The sequence below is a fragment of the Ensifer meliloti genome, from assembly GCF_030064585.1.
In the GTDB taxonomy this organism is placed as follows: Bacteria; Pseudomonadota; Alphaproteobacteria; order Rhizobiales; family Rhizobiaceae; genus Sinorhizobium; species Sinorhizobium meliloti.
In genome coordinates, this window is record NZ_CP120365.1 from 828,394 (window position 1) to 848,848 (window position 20,455).

Consider the following 20,455-nt stretch of genomic DNA (forward strand, 5'->3'; position numbering starts at 1 on the left):
GTTGGGGAGGTGAAATTCAGTTTCACGCTCAGAATCGCCTCACACGAGCGCTGAAATCGCTGCACGCACGGCAGGCTCGTCCATGTCGTGCAGCCCGATGACGACGAGACGCGTACCGCGTGTTTCGCCGGAAGCCCATGCGCGGTCGAAATACTGGTCGATGCGGCTGCCGACCGCCTGGACCAGGAGGCGCATCGGCTTGCCCGGAACGTCGACGAAGCCCTTGAGGCGCAGCACGTCGTGCTCTGAGATCACGCCCTTGAGCCTTTCGGTGAAAGCGGCAGGGTCGGCTATCGCGCCGAGCTCTACGACGAAGCTGTCGAACTCGTCGTGATCATGCTCCGCGCCTGCCTCATGCTCCATCTCGTGGTGAGACTTGCGGTTTCCGATATCGCCCTCCGTACCCACGCCAAGCCCGAGCAGGATGGCGGCGGCTACCTCGCCGTTCCTCGCCTCGATCATCGTCGGCTTGCGGCTGATGCGGGAGGCCACCTCTTCGCGCACGGACTTGAGTCCCGCGGCGTCGATAAGGTCCGTCTTGTTGAGAACGATGAGGTCTGCGGCGGTGAGCTGATCCTCGAAAAGTTCTTCGAGCGGGCTCTCGTGGTCGAGATTATTGTCGCCGACGCGCAGCGCGTCCACCTTGTCGTGATCATCCGCAAAGCGGCCCGCGGCGACCGCTGCGCTATCGACCACTGTGACGACGCCGTCGACCGTTACCTCGCTGCGGATGTCCGGCCAGTTGAATGCGGCGACGAGCGGCTGCGGCAGCGCCAGGCCGGAGGTTTCGATGACGATATGATCCGGCCGGTTCTCCCTCTCGAGCAGCTTCGTCATGGTCGGAATGAAGTCGTCGGCAACGGTGCAGCAGATGCAGCCATTGGTCAGTTCGATGATATCCTCTTCCGAACAGGCTTCCGCTCCGCAGCCCTTCAGCACATCGCCGTCGACCCCGAGATCGCCGAATTCGTTGATGATCAGCGCTATGCGCTTGCCGTCGGCATTCTGCAGCAGGTTGCCGATCATCGTCGTCTTGCCGGCACCGAGAAAGCCGGTGATGACGGTAGCCGGTATCTTGCGCTGCGGAGCCCTTGCGAGTGTCATGAATCAACCCTTCATTTTCAGCGGCAGTCCGGCCGCGACAAAGTAAACTTCTGCGGATTTCTCCGCCACGATCTGATGGAGCCGGCCGGCGTGATCGCGAAAGTCGCGCGCCATCCGGTTTTCCGGGACGATCCCGAGACCCACCTCATTGGAGACGAAAACGAGGCGCGAGCGCGCCTCGGGCAGAAAGGCGGCGAGCGCGGCGAATTCGGCGGCCATGTCGCGCTCCTCCATCATCAGATTGGTCACCCACAGGGTCAGGCAGTCTATGAGGACAGCCCGGCCGGGCTCATCGATGCGGCGAAGCAGCCCCACGAGATCGAGCGGTTCCTCGTGCGTGGTCCAGCCCTTGCCCTGCCGAGTGGCCTGGTGAAGGGCGATGCGCTCCTGCATCTCCTCGTCGAAGGCCCGGCCGGTCGCAAGATAGTGCATCGGAGACCCGGTGGCTTCGACGAGTTTTTCCGCGAAGGTGGATTTTCCCGAACGCGCGCCGCCAAGCACAAGGGTCGGGCCGAGATTTGAAATGTCCATTACCGCTTGCCATAGCGATGGCTGTAGCGGCAACGGCGCACGCCGAAAACGCGTTCGATCGAAGATCTATGAGCCACGACAACCTCCGTGCTGGCATCGGGGAGCATCTCCCCTTGGGCGGAATGCCCTGACGGATGGCAGGTCTCCTGGCTCACGGCGTCACGATCCTCATGGCCGCACGTTCGCCGGACCGGCTCGGCCCGAAAAACGATGCGGCAAAAGACCGAACGGGCTCGCCTCGCCTTCCCGGCGTTTGCGGCATCGCGAAAGGCGGACGATTCGTAGAAGAAGAGGCGTCCTGCCCGGCTGATCGCAATGCCACGCCAGTGGCTTTTCCGACATGTCGCCAAACTTCACGAGACTGCCCCATGCAGCGCGTTGAATTCGGCGAAATGCCCGATGGCGAACCCTGACCGTTCTACAGTCGCGGGGTCGGCTGCGATAAGGGCGCCCGGCGTGGGTCCGCCCCGTCGCATTCCCATTTACTCCCTCGCCCCACCTCGGCACGAGAGAACCATCCATACTGCGTTAATTATGAAGCGGCGGCGGCAAAGTCAATCGACGGCCTGCGACACCGGGGCCGCCGATTACGGCAGAAATGCGCTTTGCGTCGGCTACTCCGAACGGGTAGGCAGACACTTCCGCCCACCCCATGATAAGAATGAATGCTTGGGGTCCGGCGACATTGTGTCGATCCGGTTATTTCTCATTCACGCTCATGATCCCGGACCACGTCGGCCGCAGGAGATCATCGTGGAGGGTGCGATGTTTCACTTGCGTCGTGCCGCAATCGCTGTGTTGGGCGCAGCGTTTTACGGTTCCATACCGACACTTGCTGCCGAACCGGTTGGAGAAGCGGTCCGGATCAGGACGGTGGTCACCGGCAGCGGCGGACCGCTCGTGGAGCGGGACGCTGTTCACCGGGACGAGCGAATAAGCACGTCCAGATCCGGGCTCGGCCAGTTCGTGTTCCGCGACGGCAGTAAATTGGCGGTGGGGGCAGGCTCTTCCGTCGTCATCGACAAGTTCGTCTTCAACGATTCGAAATCGGTGCAGCAACTCACCGTCGCCGCCGCCAAAGGCACGTTTCGCTGGATCAGCGGAAATTCGAGGCACTCGGCCTATCAGATCCTGACACCTGCCGGAACGATCGGCGTACGCGGAACCGTGTTCGATTTCTACATCGGCAATGACGGAACGACGGCGATCGTTCTCCTGGAGGGCGCGGCCCGGTTCTGCGGCCCGGCGGGATGCCAGCAACTCACCCGACGCTGCGATTGCGTGATCGCAAAGCGCGACGGAACCATGACGGACACGCACAGGGCCGGTCGCCGCACACTGGCGACACTCGGAAACCGGAAGGCCCTGCCCTTTCTTTCGGGCGACCAAAGACTGTCTGCCTCCTTCGGCAGCATGAGCGGCAGTTGCGGTATTTCGGCCGCTGTCGAGATCAAGCCGACCGCGCCGGAACGCGCGCGGCCGCCCGAAAGAGCAAGCCCGCAAAAGGCGCCCCGCCCGGGCAAGACACCCAGCAACGAGCCGGGCAAGCGTGGCCTCGACAAGGGGAAGAAGGGGCAGGACACGGGCAAGAAGGGGCAGGACACCGGCAAGAAGGGCCAGGATACCGGCAAGAACGGGCAACTGGACACAGGCACGAAGAAGGGCCGCGGCTAGAGCACTCCCTCTCTATTCGGCGGATCCGACTTCGTCTGCGAACGGCAAAGGCTCACCGGCAAAGTGGTCTGTCCGGCGCCCGATGCGGCGGTAGAAATCCGATAATCCTCCACATAGGGCCGGAGCCTTGAGCTTTGCGGCATTGACGAGTTCTCTGCGCGGCCGTGACCTCGAACGCATCGCCCCGATCAACTGTTCATGAATGCGCTGCAGCTCGGAAAACTCGGCCGAAGCGGCCATATGCTCGTCACCGACCACGGCGTATACCCGCGTTCGCGTGCTCTTGCCCTTCAGCGCCAGCGCCCCCGCCTCCAGCACGGCGCACCGTTCGCCCAAATCCGCCGTCGTCTCGGATATAAGAATATCGAAGCCGACGTCCTTGCAGGCGGCCTCGATCCGGGCGGCGATGTTGACCGCGTCGCCGACGGCCGAATAGTTGAAGTGCATCTCCGCCCCCATATTGCCGACGCAGGCAAGCCCGGTATGGATTCCCACGCCGATCGCCACCTTTTGATCGCTCCCGAAGCCGAAGGCGTCGCTCTCGTTGAGCCGGGCGAGCGTCTCGCGCATGGCCAAGGCGGCGCGGACCGCCTTGCCGGGGTGATCGGCGACGTCGACGGGCGCGTTCCAGAACGCCATGATCGAATCGCCGATGAACTTGTCGAGCGTGCCCTCGTTGGCGATGACATGGCGGCTCAGCGCATCGAGCAGCGTATTGAGAAACCGCACCACCTCTCCCGGCGTCAGGCGCTCGCTGATCTCCGTGAAGTTGCGCACATCGACGAACATGATCGTCAACTCACGATCGTCGCCGCCGAGACGCAGGGCGTCCTGCGTATGCTCGATGCGATAGAGAAGCGAGGGCGACAGGTACTGGCCAAAGGCGCGCCGAACCACGCGCCGCTCCCGGTCTATGACCAGGAATCGATAGGCGGTTGCCGCAAAATGGGTGATCGATCCGGCAAGGATTGGAGCCAGAGGGTCGAATAGCAGGCCTGCATAAAGGAAGGCTGACCAGGAGGCCACGAGGGCCAGCGCGGTTATCAGGAGGCCGCAGGCAAGCGCGACGGCCGGGCTGACGAAGGTGGTCAGCAGGACAAGCAGGCTGCCTGCAGCCGCGATCGCAAGGATCTCCAGTCCGTCCGCCCAATCCGGGCGGGAGAGAAAGCGGCCCGAGAGGACCTGCTCGACAGTCTGCGCGTGCAGCGACACTCCGGGCACATTGTGCCCAAGAGCCGTGGTGCGAATGTCCTGCAGGCCTGCTGCCGACGTGCCCACGAATACGATACCGCCTTCGATCGCTGCCCTCGTTTCGGCGGAAACTCCGCCGGGCGCCAGCACCCGGCCGGCAGAGACATATCTTTCAGCGCGATCCGGACTGACATAGAGCCAGAGTTCGCCCGCTGCGGTCACCGGCACCACGAATTCGCCGACCTTGATCAGCGTGATGGTATCGGGCGCATCCGGAGCACCCGCTACGATGTAGGTGGAAGCGCCTTGAGCCACGCGCAGCGCTTCGAGGGCCAGGTTCGGATAGAGTTGCTCGCCATCGCTCAACAGCAGCGGGACCGAGCGCACGACGGCCGACCGGCTGCCGGGATTGAGGCTTATATGGCCCAGGCCCGCGGCCCTGGCTTCGAGTTGCGGCCTCAAAGGAGTCGCAGCCGTAAGCCGCGGCGGCGCATCGAACGGGCTTTCCCCGGTGAAGGCGAAACCCGCTTTCACCGGCGGCCGGTAGTTGCCTGCGTTGGTAAGGCCGAAACCGAGCACGACGGGCCGGTCGCCGATCGATCGTGCGAGTATCTCGTCATTGTCCGGCAACCGCTTAAGGAGCGCCTGATCGACGCCGGCGACGTCGCGCATGACGCTGCGCGGCGAAAGACGGTCGGGTTCGGAGAACAGGATGTCGAAGGCTATCGCCGCCGCGCCAATTTCCGAGAGCCGGTCGACCAGAGCGGCAACGCGGTCGCGCGGCCACGGCCACTGGCCGAACTCTTTCAGCGACGCCTCGTCGATGTCGACGACGCGAACCGGAACGTTCTCGAAGCTGCGCGGCGCCAGGCGCTGGTACTCGTCGAAGGTGAGATCGCGGGCGAGACGCAAAAGTGGCGGATCGGTTGCACGCAGCACTGTGAGCGCCGCGACGATCGCCAGGCCGATAATGACCCCAACTAGCTGCGTGCGTGCCATGGCAGCGCCCTTCGCGCCGGACGCCGTCGCCATGCACAGCGGCGAAGAGGTCGTCCTACCCCGAAACCATGCTGCATTTTTCGCAAGGCGTATGCAACGGAGAACGTGAAGACGGGTGTAAAGCTCAGGTCCTGGTTGGAAGGACCTTGTCGAGAAATGCAAGCATGGCGCCGTTGAACACGTCGGGTCTCTGCAGCGGCGCAAAGTGGCTGACGTGTTCAAGCGCGATCAAGTCGGCTGCGGGAATGCTCCGGGCGAGATATTGGGCGTGCTCCCATTTTATGAACTCGTCCTTCTCGGCCTGCACGACCGCGACCGGTACTCGGATTTCGGCGAGGTCGCCTGCCGAGTAATTGGGTTGCGTACTCATCATCTCGCTGACGGCCGAGACGAAGTCGTCGAACTGATCCGGCGTCGCCGACAATTCGGCATAGTCCTTCCGGTGCCGGGCGAAGCAACGATCGATAACCGGAGTGGCCTCGAATTCTGTCGCGCCGCTCGGGTCCATGTTGCAGGCGAAGAAAAAGACGCCGGCAATGCGCTCGGGCGCGCGGTTCGCAAGAACGAGGCCGATGCAAGCCCCGTCGCTCCAGCCCACCACGGCGAACTTCTGAAGCTGCAGCATGTCCGCGACGGCGAGGACGTCGGATGCCATCACTTCGTAGCTGTAGGGCCGCTCATCACGCGTGCTGCGCCCATGTCCGCGGCTGTCGATGAGCACGACGCGACGGCCGGCGTCAAGAAGCGGCGCAAGCTGATAGCCCCAGTTGCCGCTGTGGCCGAGGCCGCCGTGCAAAAGGACCACCGGTGCTCCCGCGCCGTATGTCGAATACCATATCCGGGCGCCATCGCGCTCCACATAGCCCTGCTCCGCGGCTGGAGGCAGAGCCGGTGCGCCCCGGGCTTCGAACTGCCGAAGATCGTCGTCGTATTGCTGCATTCCGATCCTTTCAACGAGCCGTTTGCTGCGCTGGCGGCACGATACGGGCCGGGGCGGGAAACTCCAAACGGGCACGCCTCGTCCGGCCGGCCCTACCCGAGCAGTGTCCCGAGCCACGCCCGATCGAGTACCGTTTCGAGTTCCAAGGCAATCTCGTCGAGAGCCGCATCCACCGACCGGCGGTAATTGCCTCCCCCGCCTTCGATACCGAAGCTCTTGAGCAGCGCGGACCGGTAGGCGTCGCTTCCGAAAAGACCGTGCAGATAGGTGCCCATCACGCGGCCGTCCGCCGACATCGCACCATCCGGGCGGCCGTCGATCTCGACCGGCGCGCGGCTGCAATCGGCGCCCGTCGTCTTGCCGAGATGGATTTCGTAGCCTTCGAGCGCGACGTCGTATTCCCGCGACCAGGCGCGGCTGTTGCGAACCGTCTTTTCCGGAGCCATCTCCGTCTCGACGGACAGCAGCCCCAGCCCCTCGATCTCGCGCTTGCCGCCCTCGATACCGAGCGGGTCGGCAACCCGGCTTCCGAGCATCTGATAGCCGCCGCAGATACCGACGACCCGGCCACCGCGCCGCATATGCCGGTCGAGATCCCGGTCCCAGCCCTGCCTGCGGAAATCGTCGAGATCGGCAATGGTGGATTTCGAGCCGGGTATGACGATGAGGCCCGCATCGTCGGGAAGCGGCGTCCCCGGCCGAACGAAGACTATGTCCACGTCCGGCTCCGCGGCCAAGGGATCGAGATCGTCGAAATTGGCGATCCGCGACAGGACGGGGACTGCGACCTTCAGCGCCTTGCCGCCGCCCCGCGTCAGCCTCTCGAGGACGACGGAGTCTTCGGCAGGCAGCCGCCCGGCACTTTTCAGCCAGGGCACGACGCCGAAGCAAGGCCAGCCGGTGAACTGACGAACCGATGCGATGCCGTCATCGAAGAGGGTGACATCGCCGCGGAATTTGTTGATGAGGTAGCCGGTGACCATGCGCCGGTCGTCCCCCGGCAGGATCGCATGCGTGCCGACCAGGGACGCGATCACACCACCGCGGTCGATATCGCCGACGAGAACCACGGGCACGTCAGCGCGGGTGGCAAACCCCATATTGGCGATGTCGCCGGCGCGCAGGTTGATTTCGGCCGGCGAGCCGGCGCCTTCGACGATCACGAGATCGGCGCCGGCGGACACCTGTTCGAAACTCTCCATGACCGAGCCGAGGAGGCTCGGTTTGAGAGCCTGGTATTCCCTCCCCTTGGCCTGGCCCGCCACCCTGCCCTGGACGACGACCTGGCTGCCCACATCCGATTGCGGCTTCAGAAGCACCGGGTTCATATGCACGGAGGACGGCACGCGCGCGGCAAGCGCCTGGAGCCATTGCGCACGGCCGATCTCGCCGCCGTCGTCGGCAACGGCGGCATTGTTCGACATGTTCTGGGGCTTGAACGGTTTTACGCTGAGGCCATGATTGGAAGCGAGCCGGCAGAGGCCCGCTACCAGTACCGATTTTCCGACATCCGAGCCGGTTCCCTGCAGCATGATCTTGCGTGTCATGCCTTTCCCGTAGCATCGAAACCGCCCACCGCAAAGCTCTGTTCCGACGCGATTCCGCCATGATTGCGTCACCGGCGGTCACGGTGCATTTCCGGCCTTCTTCAAGCGTGCGAAAATTTCTCGCACGCTTGCTCAATTGCGACATGCCGTGCCGAGCCTGGCATTCAAGTCGTCCCGGCAAGAGCCTATATCCGCGCCATCGAAACCCCGCCGGAAATTGCCCGGTCTCCCAAGGTAGAAAGCCATGCTGTTCGTCTTCGGCAAACCCAACTTCGTTCAGATCGCCTGGAACTCCAAGGCGCCGATCGGCCAGTCCCGCGTCCGCAATGTCGTCGCGGAAGCGCCGGTCGGCCCACTCGGCCTCATCCGAACGTCCAACGTCGGATAAAGCGCCGCGTCGCGTTCGAAACCGCCCCGGGGCGGCTTCTTCACGCTTCCCCCGAAATGCGAAAGCCGCACCCAACCGTTGGAACGGAAGGGTGCGGCGATCAGATTATTCCGCTGAATATCGGGTCCGGCACGCACTACCTGATCCGGACCTGCGGCAGTCGCCCGCCGCAGGCAGACAATTATCCCCACAACCTTACCGGATCGTTATTGAGGTCTTAACCAAAAGTGAATTTCGTCAATTTCGCCGTTCGTGTGCTCGGTACAGCGAGGGCGTCACGGCGGAATACGCCGCCGGCGCCAGACGCCGGATGAAAAGGTTGATTTCTCAACGCGAACACTTAGGCTTGCCGCAATGACAACGAAGTGGGCCGGCTGGCAGCTTCAGCGCGGGAGCGGTTAGGCGGCGCTCCATCCACCATGTGTGGCCGCAGTGACGTGAAGGTGTCGACGGACATGAAAAAACTCCTTGCTACCCTCATCCTCACGGCAGGTATATGCTCTCTGGCGGGCCCCTCTGGAGCTGCCGAATGCGGCGACGTCAGCATAGCCGAGATGGACTGGGCCTCGGCGGGCGTCGCGGCTCACGTGGACAGGTTCATACTGGAAAACGGCTATGGCTGCAGCGTGAAGCTCGTCGCCGGCGACACGATGCTGACCTTCACCTCGATGAACGAGAAGGCAGAGCCCGACCTGGTGCCGGAACTCTGGATCAACTCCGTACGCACGCCTTTCGATGCCGCAGTCAAGGGGGGCCGCCTCGTCGAGGGCGCCAAGATCTTGAGTGAAGGCGGTGTCGAAGGCTGGTGGATTCCGAAGTTCATCGCCGACGCGCACCCGGATATCCGAACGGTGCAGGACGCGTTGAAGCACCCGGAACTCTTCCCTTCTCACGAGAACCCCGCAAAGGGAGCGATCCATAATTGCCCTTCAAGCTGGAACTGCCGGTTCTCCACCGCCAATCTCTACAAGGCTCTCGATGCGGAAAAGGCCGGCTTCCAGCTGATCGATCCCGGTTCTGCTGCCGGGCTTGACGCGTCGATCACCGAAGCATTCGAGAAGAAGACCGGCTGGCTCGGCTACTATTGGGCTCCGACCGCCTTGCTCGGCAAGTACGAGATGACCTTGCTGTCTTTCGGTGTGGATCACGACAAGGCGGAATGGGACTCCTGCACTGCCGCTCCGGATTGCCCGACCCCAAAGGTAAACTCCTATCCGGTCTCGGACGTCTATACCGTGGTGACCAAGTCCTTTGCCGATAGAGCAGGCAGCGCCATGGACTACGTCGAGGCGCGGCAATGGGAAAACGCGACGGTAAACAAGGTTCTGGCCTGGATGGATCAGAACCAGGGGACGAACGAGAGCGCCGCCCGCTACTTCCTCGGGAACTTCCAGGAGATATGGACGCAGTGGGTAAGCCCGGAGGTCGCCGAAAAGGTGAAGGCGGCGCTCTGATTGTCGGTCGGATCGGCCTGAAGTCGTGAACGTGATCGATTCCAGTGCCCCTTCGAGGATGCGGCTGCCTGATGCGCGACGCACGAGCCGCGCCTGCGTCGCAAACAGTAAAGCGGTCCGCGTCTTCCGCTGTCACAGTTCTGATGCAAGGAGCGGCAAGCGCCGCGAAAACGCAGTCGGCGTAAAAGCTCCAAGCCAAGAGAAGGGGAAAGGTTGTCCATGGCTAGTCACGCAATCGAGGTGAAGAACCTCTACAAGATTTTCGGCCCGCGCGGGGAGGATTACGTCAAGCTCGTCGAGAACGGGATGGGTAAGGCCGAACTCAACGAAAAGCACGGCCACGTGCTCGGACTGCAGGACATCAACATTTCCATGCCTGGCGGCTGCATAACGGTCGTGATGGGGCTCTCGGGGTCCGGCAAATCGACGCTGATCCGGCACATCAACCGGCTGATCGATCCGACCTCCGGCGAAGTCCTCTACGACGGCGTCGACGTCTGCAAGATGAACGAGAACGACCTTCGCGCATTCCGCCGCCACAAGACGGCGATGGTCTTTCAGAAATTTGCACTGCTGCCGCATCGCACGGTTCTAGAGAACACCATCTACGGTCTGGAGATCCAGGGCGTGGACCGGCGCGAGAGCGAGAAGCGTGCGCTTGGCTGGATCGAGCGCGTCGGCCTTCAAGGCTTCGAGAAGCACTATCCGAACCAGCTTTCCGGCGGCATGCAGCAGCGCGTCGGCCTTGCCCGCGCGCTTACAAACGACGCCGACATCCTGCTGATGGACGAAGCCTATTCGGCACTCGATCCGCTGATACGCGTCGACATGCAGTCGGTGCTGCTCGAACTGCAGAAGGAGTTGAAGAAGACGGTGGTGTTCATCACCCACGATCTCGACGAGGCCCTGAGGCTCGGCGACAAGATCGCCATCCTGCGCGACGGCCGCGTCGTGCAGCAGGGAACCGGCCAGGAAATCGTGCTCTCGCCGGCCGACGACTACATCACGGCCTTTGTGAAGGAAGTGAACCGCGGGCGGGTGGTCAACGTGGAAACGATCATGCGGCCGCTGTCCGGCAATCCGGAAGGCCTGCCGCTCGCCGCAGGCACCGTGCTCGAAGCCGCCGCCCGCACCATGACCGGCGCGCAAATAAGCAATGCGCATGTCGTCGACGCCAATGGCCGCCCGATCGGTGCGATCGACCTGCAGATGATCATCTCCGCCATGGTGACGCCCGTGCAGCATACCGACCGGCAGGCGGCTTGATTCGCATTGAGGGGCGCCCATGGGCGCCCTCGTTCGGGGGATATTCGGCTGGCCGGTTTGCCGCGGAAGATGTACATGGCTACTCGAAACGTCGTTCTGACTGACGCCCAATCAGCGCTGCTTGAACGGTTGGTCGCCTCCGGGCGCTATCAAAATGCCTCGGATGTCTTGCGCGCCGGGTTGCGGCTGCTCGAGCGGGAAGAGGCGGAGCTGGACGATTTGCGGGCAAGGCTGAGCACAGGACTCGATGAAGCTCGTCGCGGCGATCTAGCCGAAGGTACGGGCGAAGAGGCGATCCGCCGTGCTTTCGCGGCAGCGCATGCAGCCACCTGATGCCGAAATCCTGGCGACTGACCCGATCTGAGGAAACGTCGTTGACCGTTATCGAGGGCGTCGCGCGGCGCCCTCGACACCGGATATTTAAGTGACCGCCAGCCTTCCGCTGATGTATCGGAACTCCTGCGTCTTGCCTCCATAGCCGTAGGCTGCCGCCGGTACCTCATGCACGAGCACGTAGCTTTCGGGATGGACAGTCCCGAGAATATCCTCGAAGGCCGCGAAGATCGCTTCGATATAGGCGCCAAGTTCCTGTTTGGTATTGGTGCCGTCGACAACCTTGATGTCGAGCCAGAAACTGCTGGCCTGCTGCGATGCGAGCGACTTTCCGCCCGCGAACCAATGCCGGGGATCGACATAGCTGACCACGACCGCCGTCACCGAGGGGTCCTTGCGAAGATGCGACTGCGTGAGGTCGCTTACCTTTGCCGCTACTTTCTCCGAAAGCTCCGGCTCCGGCTGTCCAGTAAAGCTGATGTTGATGATGGGCATCACAGGTTCCTTTCTCGAAATAACACCTCTTCAATTTGCCACCACTGCCACATCAGAAAAATCGAATTGTTTTGCAGGAATACTTCTATAAAATTGAAGCATGAATCCGATCGACCCCGAGCTGCTGCGCACTTTTCTCGCATTCGCCGAGGGCGGCTCGCTTGCAAGAGCGGCAATGGCCGTCAACCGTTCGCCCTCCGCCGTGACGGCGCAAATGCAGCGGTTGGAAGCGCTGATCGGCGAGCGCCTTCTTGCGCCCGCCGGGCGCGGACGTGTGCTCACGCCCGTGGGAGAGGAACTCGCCGCGCATGCCCGGCGCATTTTGGATGCGCATCGCGACGCCTGGCTCAGCCTCAGGGGCGCGCGCGCCGATGGACGAATCTCCCTCGGCAGCACTCAGGACTTTGCCGATACGATGCTGCCCGGATTGCTGCGCCGCTTCGCGCGCTCCCATCCGCGCATCCGCCTGGATTTGAGGATCGGCAGGTCGAAAGAATTGACGGCCGCCTTCGATCAGGGCCAGATCGACATTCTTCTTGCCATGCGACAGGCGGCTGCAGATGACGAATTGCTTGTGCTCGGCGAACAGATGCTTTGGCTCTGCTCCGACAGGGGCTTGGCAACGGACGAAGAGGAGCTACCCCTCGCCGTGCTCGACCCACCTTGCGGCTTCCGCGCCGCCGCCATATCGGCCCTAGAGAGAACCGGCCGCCGCTTTCGGATCGCGGCAACGAGCCCCAGCCTGTCGGGCTTACGCGCGGCTGTCTTGAGCAGCATCGCCGTTACCACCCGGACGGAAAGATTTCTCAGCACTGGCATCGAGCGCGCTCCTGCCCATCTCGGCTTGCCGTCCCTGCCACCGGCGGAATTCAGCCTGCGGCTGCACGCCCGGGCGGATAAGCCCGCAGCCGACCTTGCCGCGCTGCTTGCGGACGAATTGCCGCGTTGATCTGTGCAATTCTGTTGCCAACACATAAAGATATCTTTATATCTTATTGCAATTCCATTCAGCCGGGAAAATCCGATGTCCGTTGCAGCCCATGCCCTTTCCGATCTCCTCGCCCAGAAGGGCGTCCTGCTTGCCGATGGAGCCACAGGCACGTCGCTCTTCGCCATGGGGCTTGAAGCGGGCGAGGCGCCGGAGATCTGGAACGAGACCAAGCCGGACAACATCACCAAGCTGCATCAGGACTTCGTGGATGCCGGTGCCGACATCATTCTCACCAATTCCTTTGGCGGCACACGCCACCGGCTGAAGCTTCACCAGGCCGAAGACCGGGTCCACCAGCTCAACAAGCGGGCGGCAGAAATCGCGCGCGCCGTCGCCGACAAGGCTCCGCGAAAAGTCATTACGGCCGGGTCCGTCGGCCCAACGGGCGAACTGCTGATACCGCTCGGCGCCCTCTCCTATGAGGACGCGGTCGCGGCCTTTGTCGAACAGATCGAGGGCCTGAAAGCCGGCGGCGCGGAGGTCGCCTGGATCGAGACCATGTCCTCTCCGGACGAAATTCGTGCGGCCGCCGAAGCCGCGGCGAAGGTCGGCCTCCCTTATGTCTACACCGGCTCCTTCGACACCGCCGGCAAGACGATGATGGGCCTGCACCCGAAAGACATTCACGGCGTCGCCGCTGATATCGGCGAAGGTCCGGTTGCCGTCGGCGCGAATTGCGGCGTCGGGGCGTCGGACATTCTTTCCTCGCTGCTCGACATGACGGCTGCAAGCCCAGAGGCTACGATCGTCGTCAAGGGCAATTGCGGCATTCCCGAATTCCGCGGCTCGGAGATCCATTATTCCGGGACTCCGCCGCTGATGGCGGAATATGCCCGGCTGGCCGTCGATGCCGGTGCCAAGATCATCGGCGGCTGTTGCGGCACCTCCTGCAACCATCTGGCCGCAATGCGGCTTGCGATCGACAATCACACCAGGGGCGAGCGCCCCACGCTCGAAACGATCGTCGAGAAGATCGGACCGTTGCGCAACAAATCGGCAAATGAAGGCCCCGCCGCCCCGGCCCGAGAGCGCCGTCGGCGCGCGTAAGGTAATGCTTGCGGCAGCTCCGGCGGCAAAGCCGGAGCTATCCTATTTTACGGGACCAGCGCAGCCCGTCGATCTCGGGTCTATAATGCATAATGCGAGGCAGGTACTTCCGTGAGGTCGGCGCGTCGTTAACATGTGCAATCGGCCGGCGCCACCCCGCCGATCACCTCACGCGCGCCCGTCGCAGATGATTGCGCCAGGCTTCGAGCCCTTCTTCGATGTTCCTACGGCCGAATCCGACGCGGAAGCGATCCTGCGCGACCGGCAGCAGATCGGAGACAAAAAGGCTTGAAGGAAGCAACAGCACGCCTGATTCCTCGACAAGGCGCCGGCAATGTTCCTCCACACTGCCCGGCCCGTGATAGCGGGCGAAGCCGACGCAGCCGCCGTCCGGCGCCTGCCACTCGTAGAGATCGGCAAACTCGGCGAAGAAGGCGCCGAGTTTTTCGAGATTTCGCGTGCAGAGTGCGCGATTGCGTTCGAGTATCCGATGGCGGAATTTCAGCGCGATCGTCGCCAGCACCTCCGATGGCCGGGAATTGCATATGGAAAGGTAGTGTTTCATGCCTTCCATGCGCTGGAGAAGCGCGTGGTCGCGGCAGGCGATCCAGCCGATCCGAAGCCCCGGAAGGCCATAGGCCTTGGACATGACGTTGAGCGAAATACCGCGGTCGAAGAGTTCGGCCGCCTGCGGCAGGCGCTTCTCCTCGTCGCGCTCCAGCCCTCGATAGACCTCATCGCTGAAAAGATGAATGCCGCGCTCGGCGCAGAGTGCCGCGAGCGCGCGAAAGACCGACGGCTCGGCGACAGCGCCCGTCGGGTTATTGGGGAAATTGACCGCGATCAGCTTCGTATTCGGCTGCAGCGCCGACTGGACATCGGCGATATCGAGCTGCCAACTGTTCTCGGGACGGAGTGCAACACCGCTTACCGAGGCGGCGATCGTGACCGGAAGGGTTTCCATCGACTGGTAATTCGGCACGGTGACGATGGCATGGTCCTCGGGACCGAGCAGAGCCAGCATGGCGCAGTAGAGCCCCTCCTCGGCACCGGCGAAGCAGAGGATATCTTCCGGCTCAAGCCCTTCGTAGGTCGCGGCGATCGCCTTGCGGAGCGCCGGAGCGCCATGGGTCTCCGTATAGCCGAGCGTCAGCCGCTCCCACGCGTCGCGATCGGCCTCGTCGGCAAGCGAAAGAAGTTCGGCCATCGACATGGTTTCGCTGTCGCTCGCGGTCATGTGGTGGCGCGCCGTGAACTCCCAGCGCGAGAAATGCGTCTCGAGGCGGAAGGCCGGCAAGGTCGTCATGGTCGTTCTTCCCTTTGAAGGCGAGGCTCGGTGCTCATTCAGGCGACGCCTTCGTCGCGCGCGGCTGAGAGATAGTTGTAGATGGATGCGCGCGAGGTGCCGATCAGGCTTGCCAGATGGTCGACGGCGTTGCGGGTCTTGAAGAACCCCTGCTCTTCGAGTGCCGCAACCAGGGCCACGCGATCCGGGCGCTTCAAGGCGGAAAGCGCAAGACCCCTCACCTTTAGCCAAGCGTGCAGCGCTGCATTGATCTCCTCGCGCCAGTCGCGCGAAAACAATGCTTGCGGCCGTGGTTCCGGCGTGCCGGCAAAGGCCGCGAGCAGCCTCACGGCGTCGTCGATACGGGAAACATCGAGATTGATGCAGAGCAACCCGACGGCACGTTCTTCGCCGTCGCGCAGCACCGCGGATACGGATTTCAGCCGCCGCCCATCCGCACCCGTCTTTTCGTAGGGCCCAAGCACGGAGGCGCCCTCAACGATGTCCCCGAGGCCATCCTCGATGAGCGATTCCAAGCCCACGCCCCGGCCGGAAAAAGCATTCCAGATCGCGGCGATCCGCCCGCTCGCAAGATCGTGCAGGAAGATCTCGGCATGGGGATAGAGCAGCGCATTAATCGCCGCGGCTGACGGCGCGTGGATCGCGAGACTCTGGGGGATGATGGGTTCAGTCTTCATGCAGGCATCTGACGGGATTTGTATATTTTGTCAATATTAGACTTATAATACATCCGATCGCAAGTCAGCGCGGAAACTTCGCGACGACAGCGATGATCGGGCCGAGCGGAAACAGCCGGTCGTGCCGATTGATCTCCGGCGCATAAAGGCTCGAGATCGTACCATCCAGAAAGAGCGCATTGGGGCAATCCAGCGCGTCGCGAAACAAGGTCGCGAAATCGTGAAAGCGCACCGGCCGTTTGGACACGGCGAAGACCACCTCGCCATTGGGCGTCACCCCGACGCCGTTGCGGGTCTTGAGGCTGTCGCTATCCGGCAGGAAACGGGGATGCAGCGCACCGTCGATGACGAGCATCGGACCGGATTGCGTCGCGAAACGCGGCTCGATGCCTGCAAGGCGATAGGCCTCCGCAGCCATGACCCCGGCCTTGCCGTCGCCGACATAAAAGACGCCGTTCGGCAGCATGTGAAAGTTGCCCCAACCCGGATTTGTATTGAGCGGCGCCTGCTCCGCGCCCTCCTCCACATGCAGCCCGACCGGAGCGAGGTCCTCGTGGTACATGCCGCCGTTCATTGCGAAGACGAGATACTGTTCGCGACGACGAAGTTCGAGCGACAGCGCTCTGAAGGACCTGAACGGCACGCCCGCCTGGTCCTTGTTGTAGAGCCGTATGTCGCTCGTCGCCGGGTCGAAGCTGCAGGCGAGGTAGGTTTCGCCGAGATGGCGAACATCGCGGCAGGCACCGAACGCGGGTGCAGCGAGACCGGCGGATAGAAGGGCGGCGCCGGCGATGAAGGCTCTTGTAAACAGCGGCATCGAACAGACCCGGAGGGAATCATACGACGTAGCATCGCATGGATTGCAGCGGATTTATGTGGGCGCGCTCTGATTAAAACTCGATCGCCGCCATATGGAAACGCAACTGCCCCACCGGATAGCGATAGTCGCGCCCAACCGGACAGGCATCGCGCGACAGGCAGCCGTGAGCAAGGCAGCCGGCCACCCCTTCCCCGGTTCTCAGATGCGCGCGGCAGCGCCCGATATCGAATGTAGCGCCTGCCAAAGCATCCGCCGGGCAGGTGGAAAGGCAGGGCCTTCCAACACAGGTTTCGCAGGGGTGGCCACCCGCCGGCTCGCCCGTCACCGGCATGGCTCGATCGAACGCAAGCGCGCCGCGATAGCCGTGCCATAGACCGTAGAGCGGATGAATGAGGATGCCGAGCGGCGACGGCTTCAGCCCTTCGGCACGCATTGCCCATTGCTGGAAGGGCTGCCAAGGGGGATCGGACGGAAAATACGCCGAGGCGCCTGCTGCCGCAGCCGCCGGGCGGATGACCTGTTTCGACCAGTTGTCGAGCGGCTCCGCACCGCCGCCGTCGGGTTCGCCTTCGCGCCACCGGCGGAAAGCCTCCCAGACCGAGCCGCCGACATTGCCGATCAGCACCACGCTCGCTGCGGGCTTGCCGCCTTCGAGCGTTGGTCCTGCCTCGCCCGGCGCGAAATTGATGGTTCCGCGCAAAAAAAGACCGTGCGGCGCAAGCGCCGCACGGATGGTTTCAAGCACATCGCTTTCCGATGCGTAAGGAGCCGTCATTTCGGTTTCGGCCCTTGAGTTTCGTAATGCGGGCGCCAGACCTCTTTCTGTATCATATCGGCCACCTGCGCCGCGCCGCCTTGCTCCCTGGCTCGCTCGGGAGCCTTTCAGGTGAAGGCGTCGGGCATCGAGTCCTTGCGCTTCGCGATGAATTCCTTCAGCGCCTCGTCGATCGCCGGATCGAGATAGGGCGCCTCATAATGTTCGAGCCACGAGCGGGCGAGCGCGTTGGCGCGCTGTTCGATCCGCTTTTCGCCCTCGATCTCCCACTGCTCAAAGGAGTTGTTGTCGGCGAGCGGCGAGCGATAGAAGGCGCTCTGGAAGTTCGCCTGCGTATGTGCACAGCCGAGATAGTGGCTGCCGGGGCCGACTTCGCGGATGGCGTCGAGCGCCTGCGCGTCTTCGGAAAGGTCCACGCCCTCGGCCATCTTCTGCATCATGCCGAGCTGATCCTGGTCGATCATGAACTTCTCGTATGATGAGACGAGACCGCCCTCGAGCCAGCCGGCCGCATGCAGCACGAAATTGGTGCCGGCAAGCAGCGTCATGTTCAGCGTATTTGCCGATTCATGCGCGGCCTGCGCATCCGGAACCTTCGAGCCGCAGAGCGAACCGCCGGTACGGAACGGCAGGCCGAGGCGGCGAGCAAGCTGAGCAGCGCCGTAGGAGACGAGCGACGGCTCCGGCGTGCCGAAGGTCGGCGCGCCCGACTGCATCGAAATCGACGCGGCGAAGGTGCCGAACAGCACCGGCGCGCCCTTGCGGATGAGCTGGGTAAAGGCCGCGCCTGCCAGCACTTCGGCGAGGATCTGCGTCAGTGTGCCGGCGACCGTGACTGGGCTCATCGCGCCCGACAGGATGAAGGGCGAAACGACGCAAGCCTGGTTATGGCGGGCGTAGACCTTCGCGGCACCGAGCATCGTCTCGTCGAAGACCATCGGCGAGTTGGCGTTGATGAGGTTCAACGTCACCGCATTGTTCTCGACGAAATCGTCGCCGAAAAGGATCTTCGCCATTGCGACCGTGTCTTCGGCGCGCTCGGGCGCGGTGACCGACCCCATGAAGGGTTTGTCGGAATAACGGATATGGCTATAAACCATATCGAGGTGGCGCTTGTTGACGGCGATATCGACCGGCTCGCAAACCGTGCCGCCCGATGAGTGCATCGACGGCGCCATATAGGCGAGCTTCACGAAGTTGCGGAAATCCTCGATCGTCGCATAGCGGCGGTTGCCGTCGAGATCGCGCACGAAGGGCGGGCCGTAAACCGGCGCGAAGACGGTCGCCTTGCCGCCGATCTGAGCGTTGCGCTCCGGGTTGCGCGCGTGCCAGGTAAAGTCCTTCGGCGCCGTCTTCAAGAGCTCGCGGCAAAGTCCCTTGGGGAAATGCACGCGTTGACCGCGCACGTCGGCACCAGCGGCCTTCCACAGATCGAGCGCTTCGGCATCGTCGCGAAACTCGATGCCGATCTCTTCGAGAACGACGTCGGCGTTGCGTTCGATGAGCTGCAGCCCTTCCTCGTCAAGAACTTCGTATTCGCGAATCCTGCGTTGGATATAGGGCAGAGACGGTCCCGGGCCACCGCCGGTGCGGGAAGCGCGACGCGCTGCCGCTCCCCGCCCCTCACCACGCGCGCGGCGTCCGCCGCCTTCGGCCGCACCTTGTTCTGTAACGTCGCTCATTCGCTCATTCCTCTTCCCGCGGTGCTCCGCGCATCATGCGCGATGAACGCCGCAACACTTTGATGGGTGGGCGCATACCCCTTTCGCGAGGCTAAATCCAGCGGCGGGCATATGCATCCGGTAGTCGATTTAGCCTAATGCTACCAAGGCGCCGGACCGGTACGGGTCTTAATGCGCCAACGGCTGGCGCATCTTAGACACTCGGTCTGCGGTCGCTCCCATTGCAGTGCGTCGAGCGTGTCTTTCGCTGCTTCAGATCGGGACCGCGCAAGCGCCACTCTAACGCCTTGAAGTGCTGCATAATTTTGCAGGCGGCAGATTCCGAACCGCGGAATAATGCGCTACCGCTGTCGCATGGGAGCATTTACGCGGGGCGCCGTCGTTTTTCATCATATGCGACGTCGCTTTCAACAAGAGATTTTTAGGTGTAGCCCGCTAAGGATTGGGCAACGCGTCCGGATTGTGCCATCTCTCGTGCCACCCGTGCGAAATGACTGTGCCAGGAACCGAGGAACCCAACTATGGCAGACGATGAAATCATTCTCGAGGACCTTTCCGACGAGGAACTCGTGCAGCAGATGCATGACGACCTCTATGACGGTCTCAAGGAGGAAATCGAGGAAGGGACGCGTATCCTCCTCAAGCGTGGCTGGACGCCTTACGACGTCCTGACCCAGGCCCTGGTCGAAGGCATGCGCATCGTCGGCATCGATTTCCGCGACGGCATTCTCTTCGTCCCGGAAGTGCTGCTTTCGGCCAATGCGATGAAGGCCGGCATGTTCATCCTGCGCCCGTTGCTCGTCGAAACCGGTGCCCCGAAGCTCGGTAAGATGGTGATCGGCACGGTCAAGGGCGACATCCACGACATCGGCAAGAACCTCGTCGGCATGATGATGGAAGGCGCCGGCTTCGACGTCGTCGACCTCGGCATCAACAATCCGGTCGAGAACTACCTCGAAGCGCTCGAGCGTGAGAAGCCGGACATCCTCGGCATGTCTGCCCTGCTCACGACGACCATGCCCTATATGAAGGTCGTCATCGATACGATGAAGGAAAAGGGATTGCGCGACGAATACGTCGTCCTCGTCGGCGGTGCACCGCTCAACGAGGAATTCGGCAAGGCCGTCGGGGCCGACGCTTATTGCCGCGATGCCGCCGTCGCCGTCGAGACCGCCAAGGACTACATGAAGCGCAAACACAATCAGTTCGCAGCCGGCTGAGACGATCTGACATGA

The 20,455-nt window shown here is 62.9% G+C and carries 19 protein-coding genes; 8 read left to right on the top strand and 11 right to left on the bottom strand.

What is annotated here, in order from left to right; genetic code table 11:
* Positions 1–39 precede the first annotated feature (39 nt).
* Entirely contained in the window at positions 40–1,104 is a 1,065-nt protein-coding gene (gene cobW / locus PZL22_RS11015; RefSeq protein ID WP_003530726.1) for a cobalamin biosynthesis protein CobW, read from the bottom strand.
* 3 nt (positions 1,105–1,107) lie between these two features.
* The gene (gene cobU, locus PZL22_RS11020) at positions 1,108–1,635 is read right to left on the bottom strand and encodes a bifunctional adenosylcobinamide kinase/adenosylcobinamide-phosphate guanylyltransferase (RefSeq protein ID WP_003530724.1); all 528 of its coding nucleotides are present in this window, start codon (positions 1,633–1,635) and stop codon (positions 1,108–1,110) included.
* A gap of 765 nt (positions 1,636–2,400) precedes the next feature.
* Here cobU and PZL22_RS11025 point away from each other — a divergent pair.
* Positions 2,401–3,309 (top strand): FecR family protein, encoded by a 909-nt coding sequence (locus tag PZL22_RS11025; protein ID WP_003530720.1) that lies wholly within the window; start codon positions 2,401–2,403, stop codon positions 3,307–3,309.
* Positions 3,310–3,321: 12 nt separating this feature from the next.
* Here PZL22_RS11025 and cyaD2 read toward each other — a convergent pair whose 3' ends face one another.
* From cyaD2 to PZL22_RS11040, 3 genes are all read right to left on the bottom strand, one after another.
* The gene (gene cyaD2, locus PZL22_RS11030; RefSeq protein WP_010969598.1) at positions 3,322–5,499 is read right to left on the bottom strand and encodes an adenylate cyclase CyaD2; all 2,178 of its coding nucleotides are present in this window, start codon (positions 5,497–5,499) and stop codon (positions 3,322–3,324) included.
* A 124-nt stretch (positions 5,500–5,623) separates the two neighbouring features.
* A complete protein-coding gene (locus PZL22_RS11035) occupies positions 5,624–6,439 on the bottom strand; it encodes an alpha/beta fold hydrolase (RefSeq protein ID WP_003530716.1) in 816 nt (271 codons plus the stop codon).
* Between the two features lie 92 nt (positions 6,440–6,531).
* Positions 6,532–7,986 carry a cobyric acid synthase gene (locus tag PZL22_RS11040; protein WP_003530714.1) on the bottom strand — a complete coding sequence of 485 codons (1,455 nt, stop codon included), beginning with the start codon at positions 7,984–7,986 and terminating at the stop codon, positions 6,532–6,534.
* Positions 7,987–8,230: 244 nt separating this feature from the next.
* Here PZL22_RS11040 and PZL22_RS11045 point away from each other — a divergent pair, with 244 nt between their 5' ends.
* From PZL22_RS11045 to PZL22_RS11060, 4 genes are all read left to right on the top strand, one after another.
* Complete coding sequence (locus PZL22_RS11045; protein WP_003530712.1) at positions 8,231–8,374, top strand: hypothetical protein; 144 nt, start codon at positions 8,231–8,233, stop codon at positions 8,372–8,374.
* A gap of 455 nt (positions 8,375–8,829) precedes the next feature.
* A complete protein-coding gene (locus PZL22_RS11050) occupies positions 8,830–9,828 on the top strand; it encodes an ABC transporter substrate-binding protein (protein ID WP_284718650.1) in 999 nt (332 codons plus the stop codon).
* Between the two features lie 219 nt (positions 9,829–10,047).
* On the top strand, positions 10,048–11,094 hold the full coding sequence (locus tag PZL22_RS11055; protein ID WP_003530709.1) for a quaternary amine ABC transporter ATP-binding protein: 1,047 nt from the start codon (positions 10,048–10,050) through the stop codon (positions 11,092–11,094).
* A gap of 75 nt (positions 11,095–11,169) precedes the next feature.
* Complete coding sequence (locus PZL22_RS11060; RefSeq protein ID WP_003530707.1) at positions 11,170–11,427, top strand: type II toxin-antitoxin system ParD family antitoxin; 258 nt, start codon at positions 11,170–11,172, stop codon at positions 11,425–11,427.
* Between the two features lie 87 nt (positions 11,428–11,514).
* On the opposite strand, the gene PZL22_RS11065 is transcribed toward PZL22_RS11060, so the two are convergent.
* Entirely contained in the window at positions 11,515–11,922 is a 408-nt protein-coding gene (locus tag PZL22_RS11065) for a tautomerase family protein (protein WP_003530705.1), read from the bottom strand.
* A 100-nt stretch (positions 11,923–12,022) separates the two neighbouring features.
* On the opposite strand from PZL22_RS11065, the gene PZL22_RS11070 reads away from it, so the two are divergent.
* Together PZL22_RS11070 and bmt are read left to right on the top strand one after the other, a co-directional pair.
* Positions 12,023–12,871 carry a LysR substrate-binding domain-containing protein gene (locus PZL22_RS11070; protein WP_003530702.1) on the top strand — a complete coding sequence of 283 codons (849 nt, stop codon included), beginning with the start codon at positions 12,023–12,025 and terminating at the stop codon, positions 12,869–12,871.
* Between the two features lie 75 nt (positions 12,872–12,946).
* The gene (gene bmt / locus PZL22_RS11075) at positions 12,947–13,960 is read left to right on the top strand and encodes a betaine--homocysteine S-methyltransferase (protein WP_003530700.1); all 1,014 of its coding nucleotides are present in this window, start codon (positions 12,947–12,949) and stop codon (positions 13,958–13,960) included.
* A gap of 163 nt (positions 13,961–14,123) precedes the next feature.
* Here the strand turns inward: bmt and PZL22_RS11080 are convergent, their stop codons facing one another.
* From PZL22_RS11080 to PZL22_RS11100, 5 genes are all read right to left on the bottom strand, one after another.
* Entirely contained in the window at positions 14,124–15,266 is a 1,143-nt protein-coding gene (locus PZL22_RS11080) for an aminotransferase class I/II-fold pyridoxal phosphate-dependent enzyme (protein WP_003530698.1), read from the bottom strand.
* Between the two features lie 38 nt (positions 15,267–15,304).
* Positions 15,305–15,943: a helix-turn-helix transcriptional regulator gene (locus PZL22_RS11085; RefSeq protein WP_003530696.1), complete on the bottom strand. Its 639-nt coding sequence runs from the start codon at positions 15,941–15,943 to the stop codon at positions 15,305–15,307.
* A gap of 64 nt (positions 15,944–16,007) precedes the next feature.
* Positions 16,008–16,760 carry a phosphodiester glycosidase family protein gene (locus PZL22_RS11090; protein ID WP_003530694.1) on the bottom strand — a complete coding sequence of 251 codons (753 nt, stop codon included), beginning with the start codon at positions 16,758–16,760 and terminating at the stop codon, positions 16,008–16,010.
* A gap of 73 nt (positions 16,761–16,833) precedes the next feature.
* Positions 16,834–17,538 (bottom strand): 4Fe-4S dicluster domain-containing protein, encoded by a 705-nt coding sequence (locus PZL22_RS11095; RefSeq protein WP_003530692.1) that lies wholly within the window; start codon positions 17,536–17,538, stop codon positions 16,834–16,836.
* Positions 17,539–17,645: 107 nt separating this feature from the next.
* Positions 17,646–19,220, bottom strand: a complete 1,575-nt coding sequence (locus PZL22_RS11100) for a trimethylamine methyltransferase family protein (protein WP_003530690.1) — start codon at positions 19,218–19,220, stop codon at positions 17,646–17,648.
* Between the two features lie 521 nt (positions 19,221–19,741).
* Between PZL22_RS11100 and PZL22_RS11105 the strand changes: the two genes are divergently transcribed.
* Entirely contained in the window at positions 19,742–20,440 is a 699-nt protein-coding gene (locus tag PZL22_RS11105) for a cobalamin B12-binding domain-containing protein (RefSeq protein WP_003530688.1), read from the top strand.
* Positions 20,441–20,455: the final 15 nt, after the last annotated feature.

Excerpts from the sequence above, each read along its gene's own strand:
- cobW (WP_003530726.1), bottom strand. The coding sequence starts at position 1,104 with ATGACACTCGCAAGGGCTCCGCAGCGCAAGATACCGGCTACCGTCATC.
- cobU (WP_003530724.1), bottom strand. The coding sequence starts at position 1,635 with ATGGACATTTCAAATCTCGGCCCGACCCTTGTGCTTGGCGGCGCGCGT.
- PZL22_RS11025 (WP_003530720.1), top strand. The coding sequence starts at position 2,401 with ATGTTTCACTTGCGTCGTGCCGCAATCGCTGTGTTGGGCGCAGCGTTT.
- cyaD2 (WP_010969598.1), bottom strand. The coding sequence starts at position 5,499 with ATGGCACGCACGCAGCTAGTTGGGGTCATTATCGGCCTGGCGATCGTC.
- PZL22_RS11035 (WP_003530716.1), bottom strand. The coding sequence starts at position 6,439 with ATGCAGCAATACGACGACGATCTTCGGCAGTTCGAAGCCCGGGGCGCA.
- PZL22_RS11040 (WP_003530714.1), bottom strand. The coding sequence starts at position 7,986 with ATGACACGCAAGATCATGCTGCAGGGAACCGGCTCGGATGTCGGAAAA.
- PZL22_RS11045 (WP_003530712.1), top strand. The coding sequence starts at position 8,231 with ATGCTGTTCGTCTTCGGCAAACCCAACTTCGTTCAGATCGCCTGGAAC.
- PZL22_RS11050 (WP_284718650.1), top strand. The coding sequence starts at position 8,830 with ATGAAAAAACTCCTTGCTACCCTCATCCTCACGGCAGGTATATGCTCT.
- PZL22_RS11055 (WP_003530709.1), top strand. The coding sequence starts at position 10,048 with ATGGCTAGTCACGCAATCGAGGTGAAGAACCTCTACAAGATTTTCGGC.
- PZL22_RS11060 (WP_003530707.1), top strand. The coding sequence starts at position 11,170 with ATGGCTACTCGAAACGTCGTTCTGACTGACGCCCAATCAGCGCTGCTT.
- PZL22_RS11065 (WP_003530705.1), bottom strand. The coding sequence starts at position 11,922 with ATGCCCATCATCAACATCAGCTTTACTGGACAGCCGGAGCCGGAGCTT.
- PZL22_RS11070 (WP_003530702.1), top strand. The coding sequence starts at position 12,023 with ATGAATCCGATCGACCCCGAGCTGCTGCGCACTTTTCTCGCATTCGCC.
- bmt (WP_003530700.1), top strand. The coding sequence starts at position 12,947 with ATGTCCGTTGCAGCCCATGCCCTTTCCGATCTCCTCGCCCAGAAGGGC.
- PZL22_RS11080 (WP_003530698.1), bottom strand. The coding sequence starts at position 15,266 with ATGACGACCTTGCCGGCCTTCCGCCTCGAGACGCATTTCTCGCGCTGG.
- PZL22_RS11085 (WP_003530696.1), bottom strand. The coding sequence starts at position 15,943 with ATGAAGACTGAACCCATCATCCCCCAGAGTCTCGCGATCCACGCGCCG.
- PZL22_RS11090 (WP_003530694.1), bottom strand. The coding sequence starts at position 16,760 with ATGCCGCTGTTTACAAGAGCCTTCATCGCCGGCGCCGCCCTTCTATCC.
- PZL22_RS11095 (WP_003530692.1), bottom strand. The coding sequence starts at position 17,538 with ATGACGGCTCCTTACGCATCGGAAAGCGATGTGCTTGAAACCATCCGT.
- PZL22_RS11100 (WP_003530690.1), bottom strand. The coding sequence starts at position 19,220 with ATGAGCGACGTTACAGAACAAGGTGCGGCCGAAGGCGGCGGACGCCGC.
- PZL22_RS11105 (WP_003530688.1), top strand. The coding sequence starts at position 19,742 with ATGGCAGACGATGAAATCATTCTCGAGGACCTTTCCGACGAGGAACTC.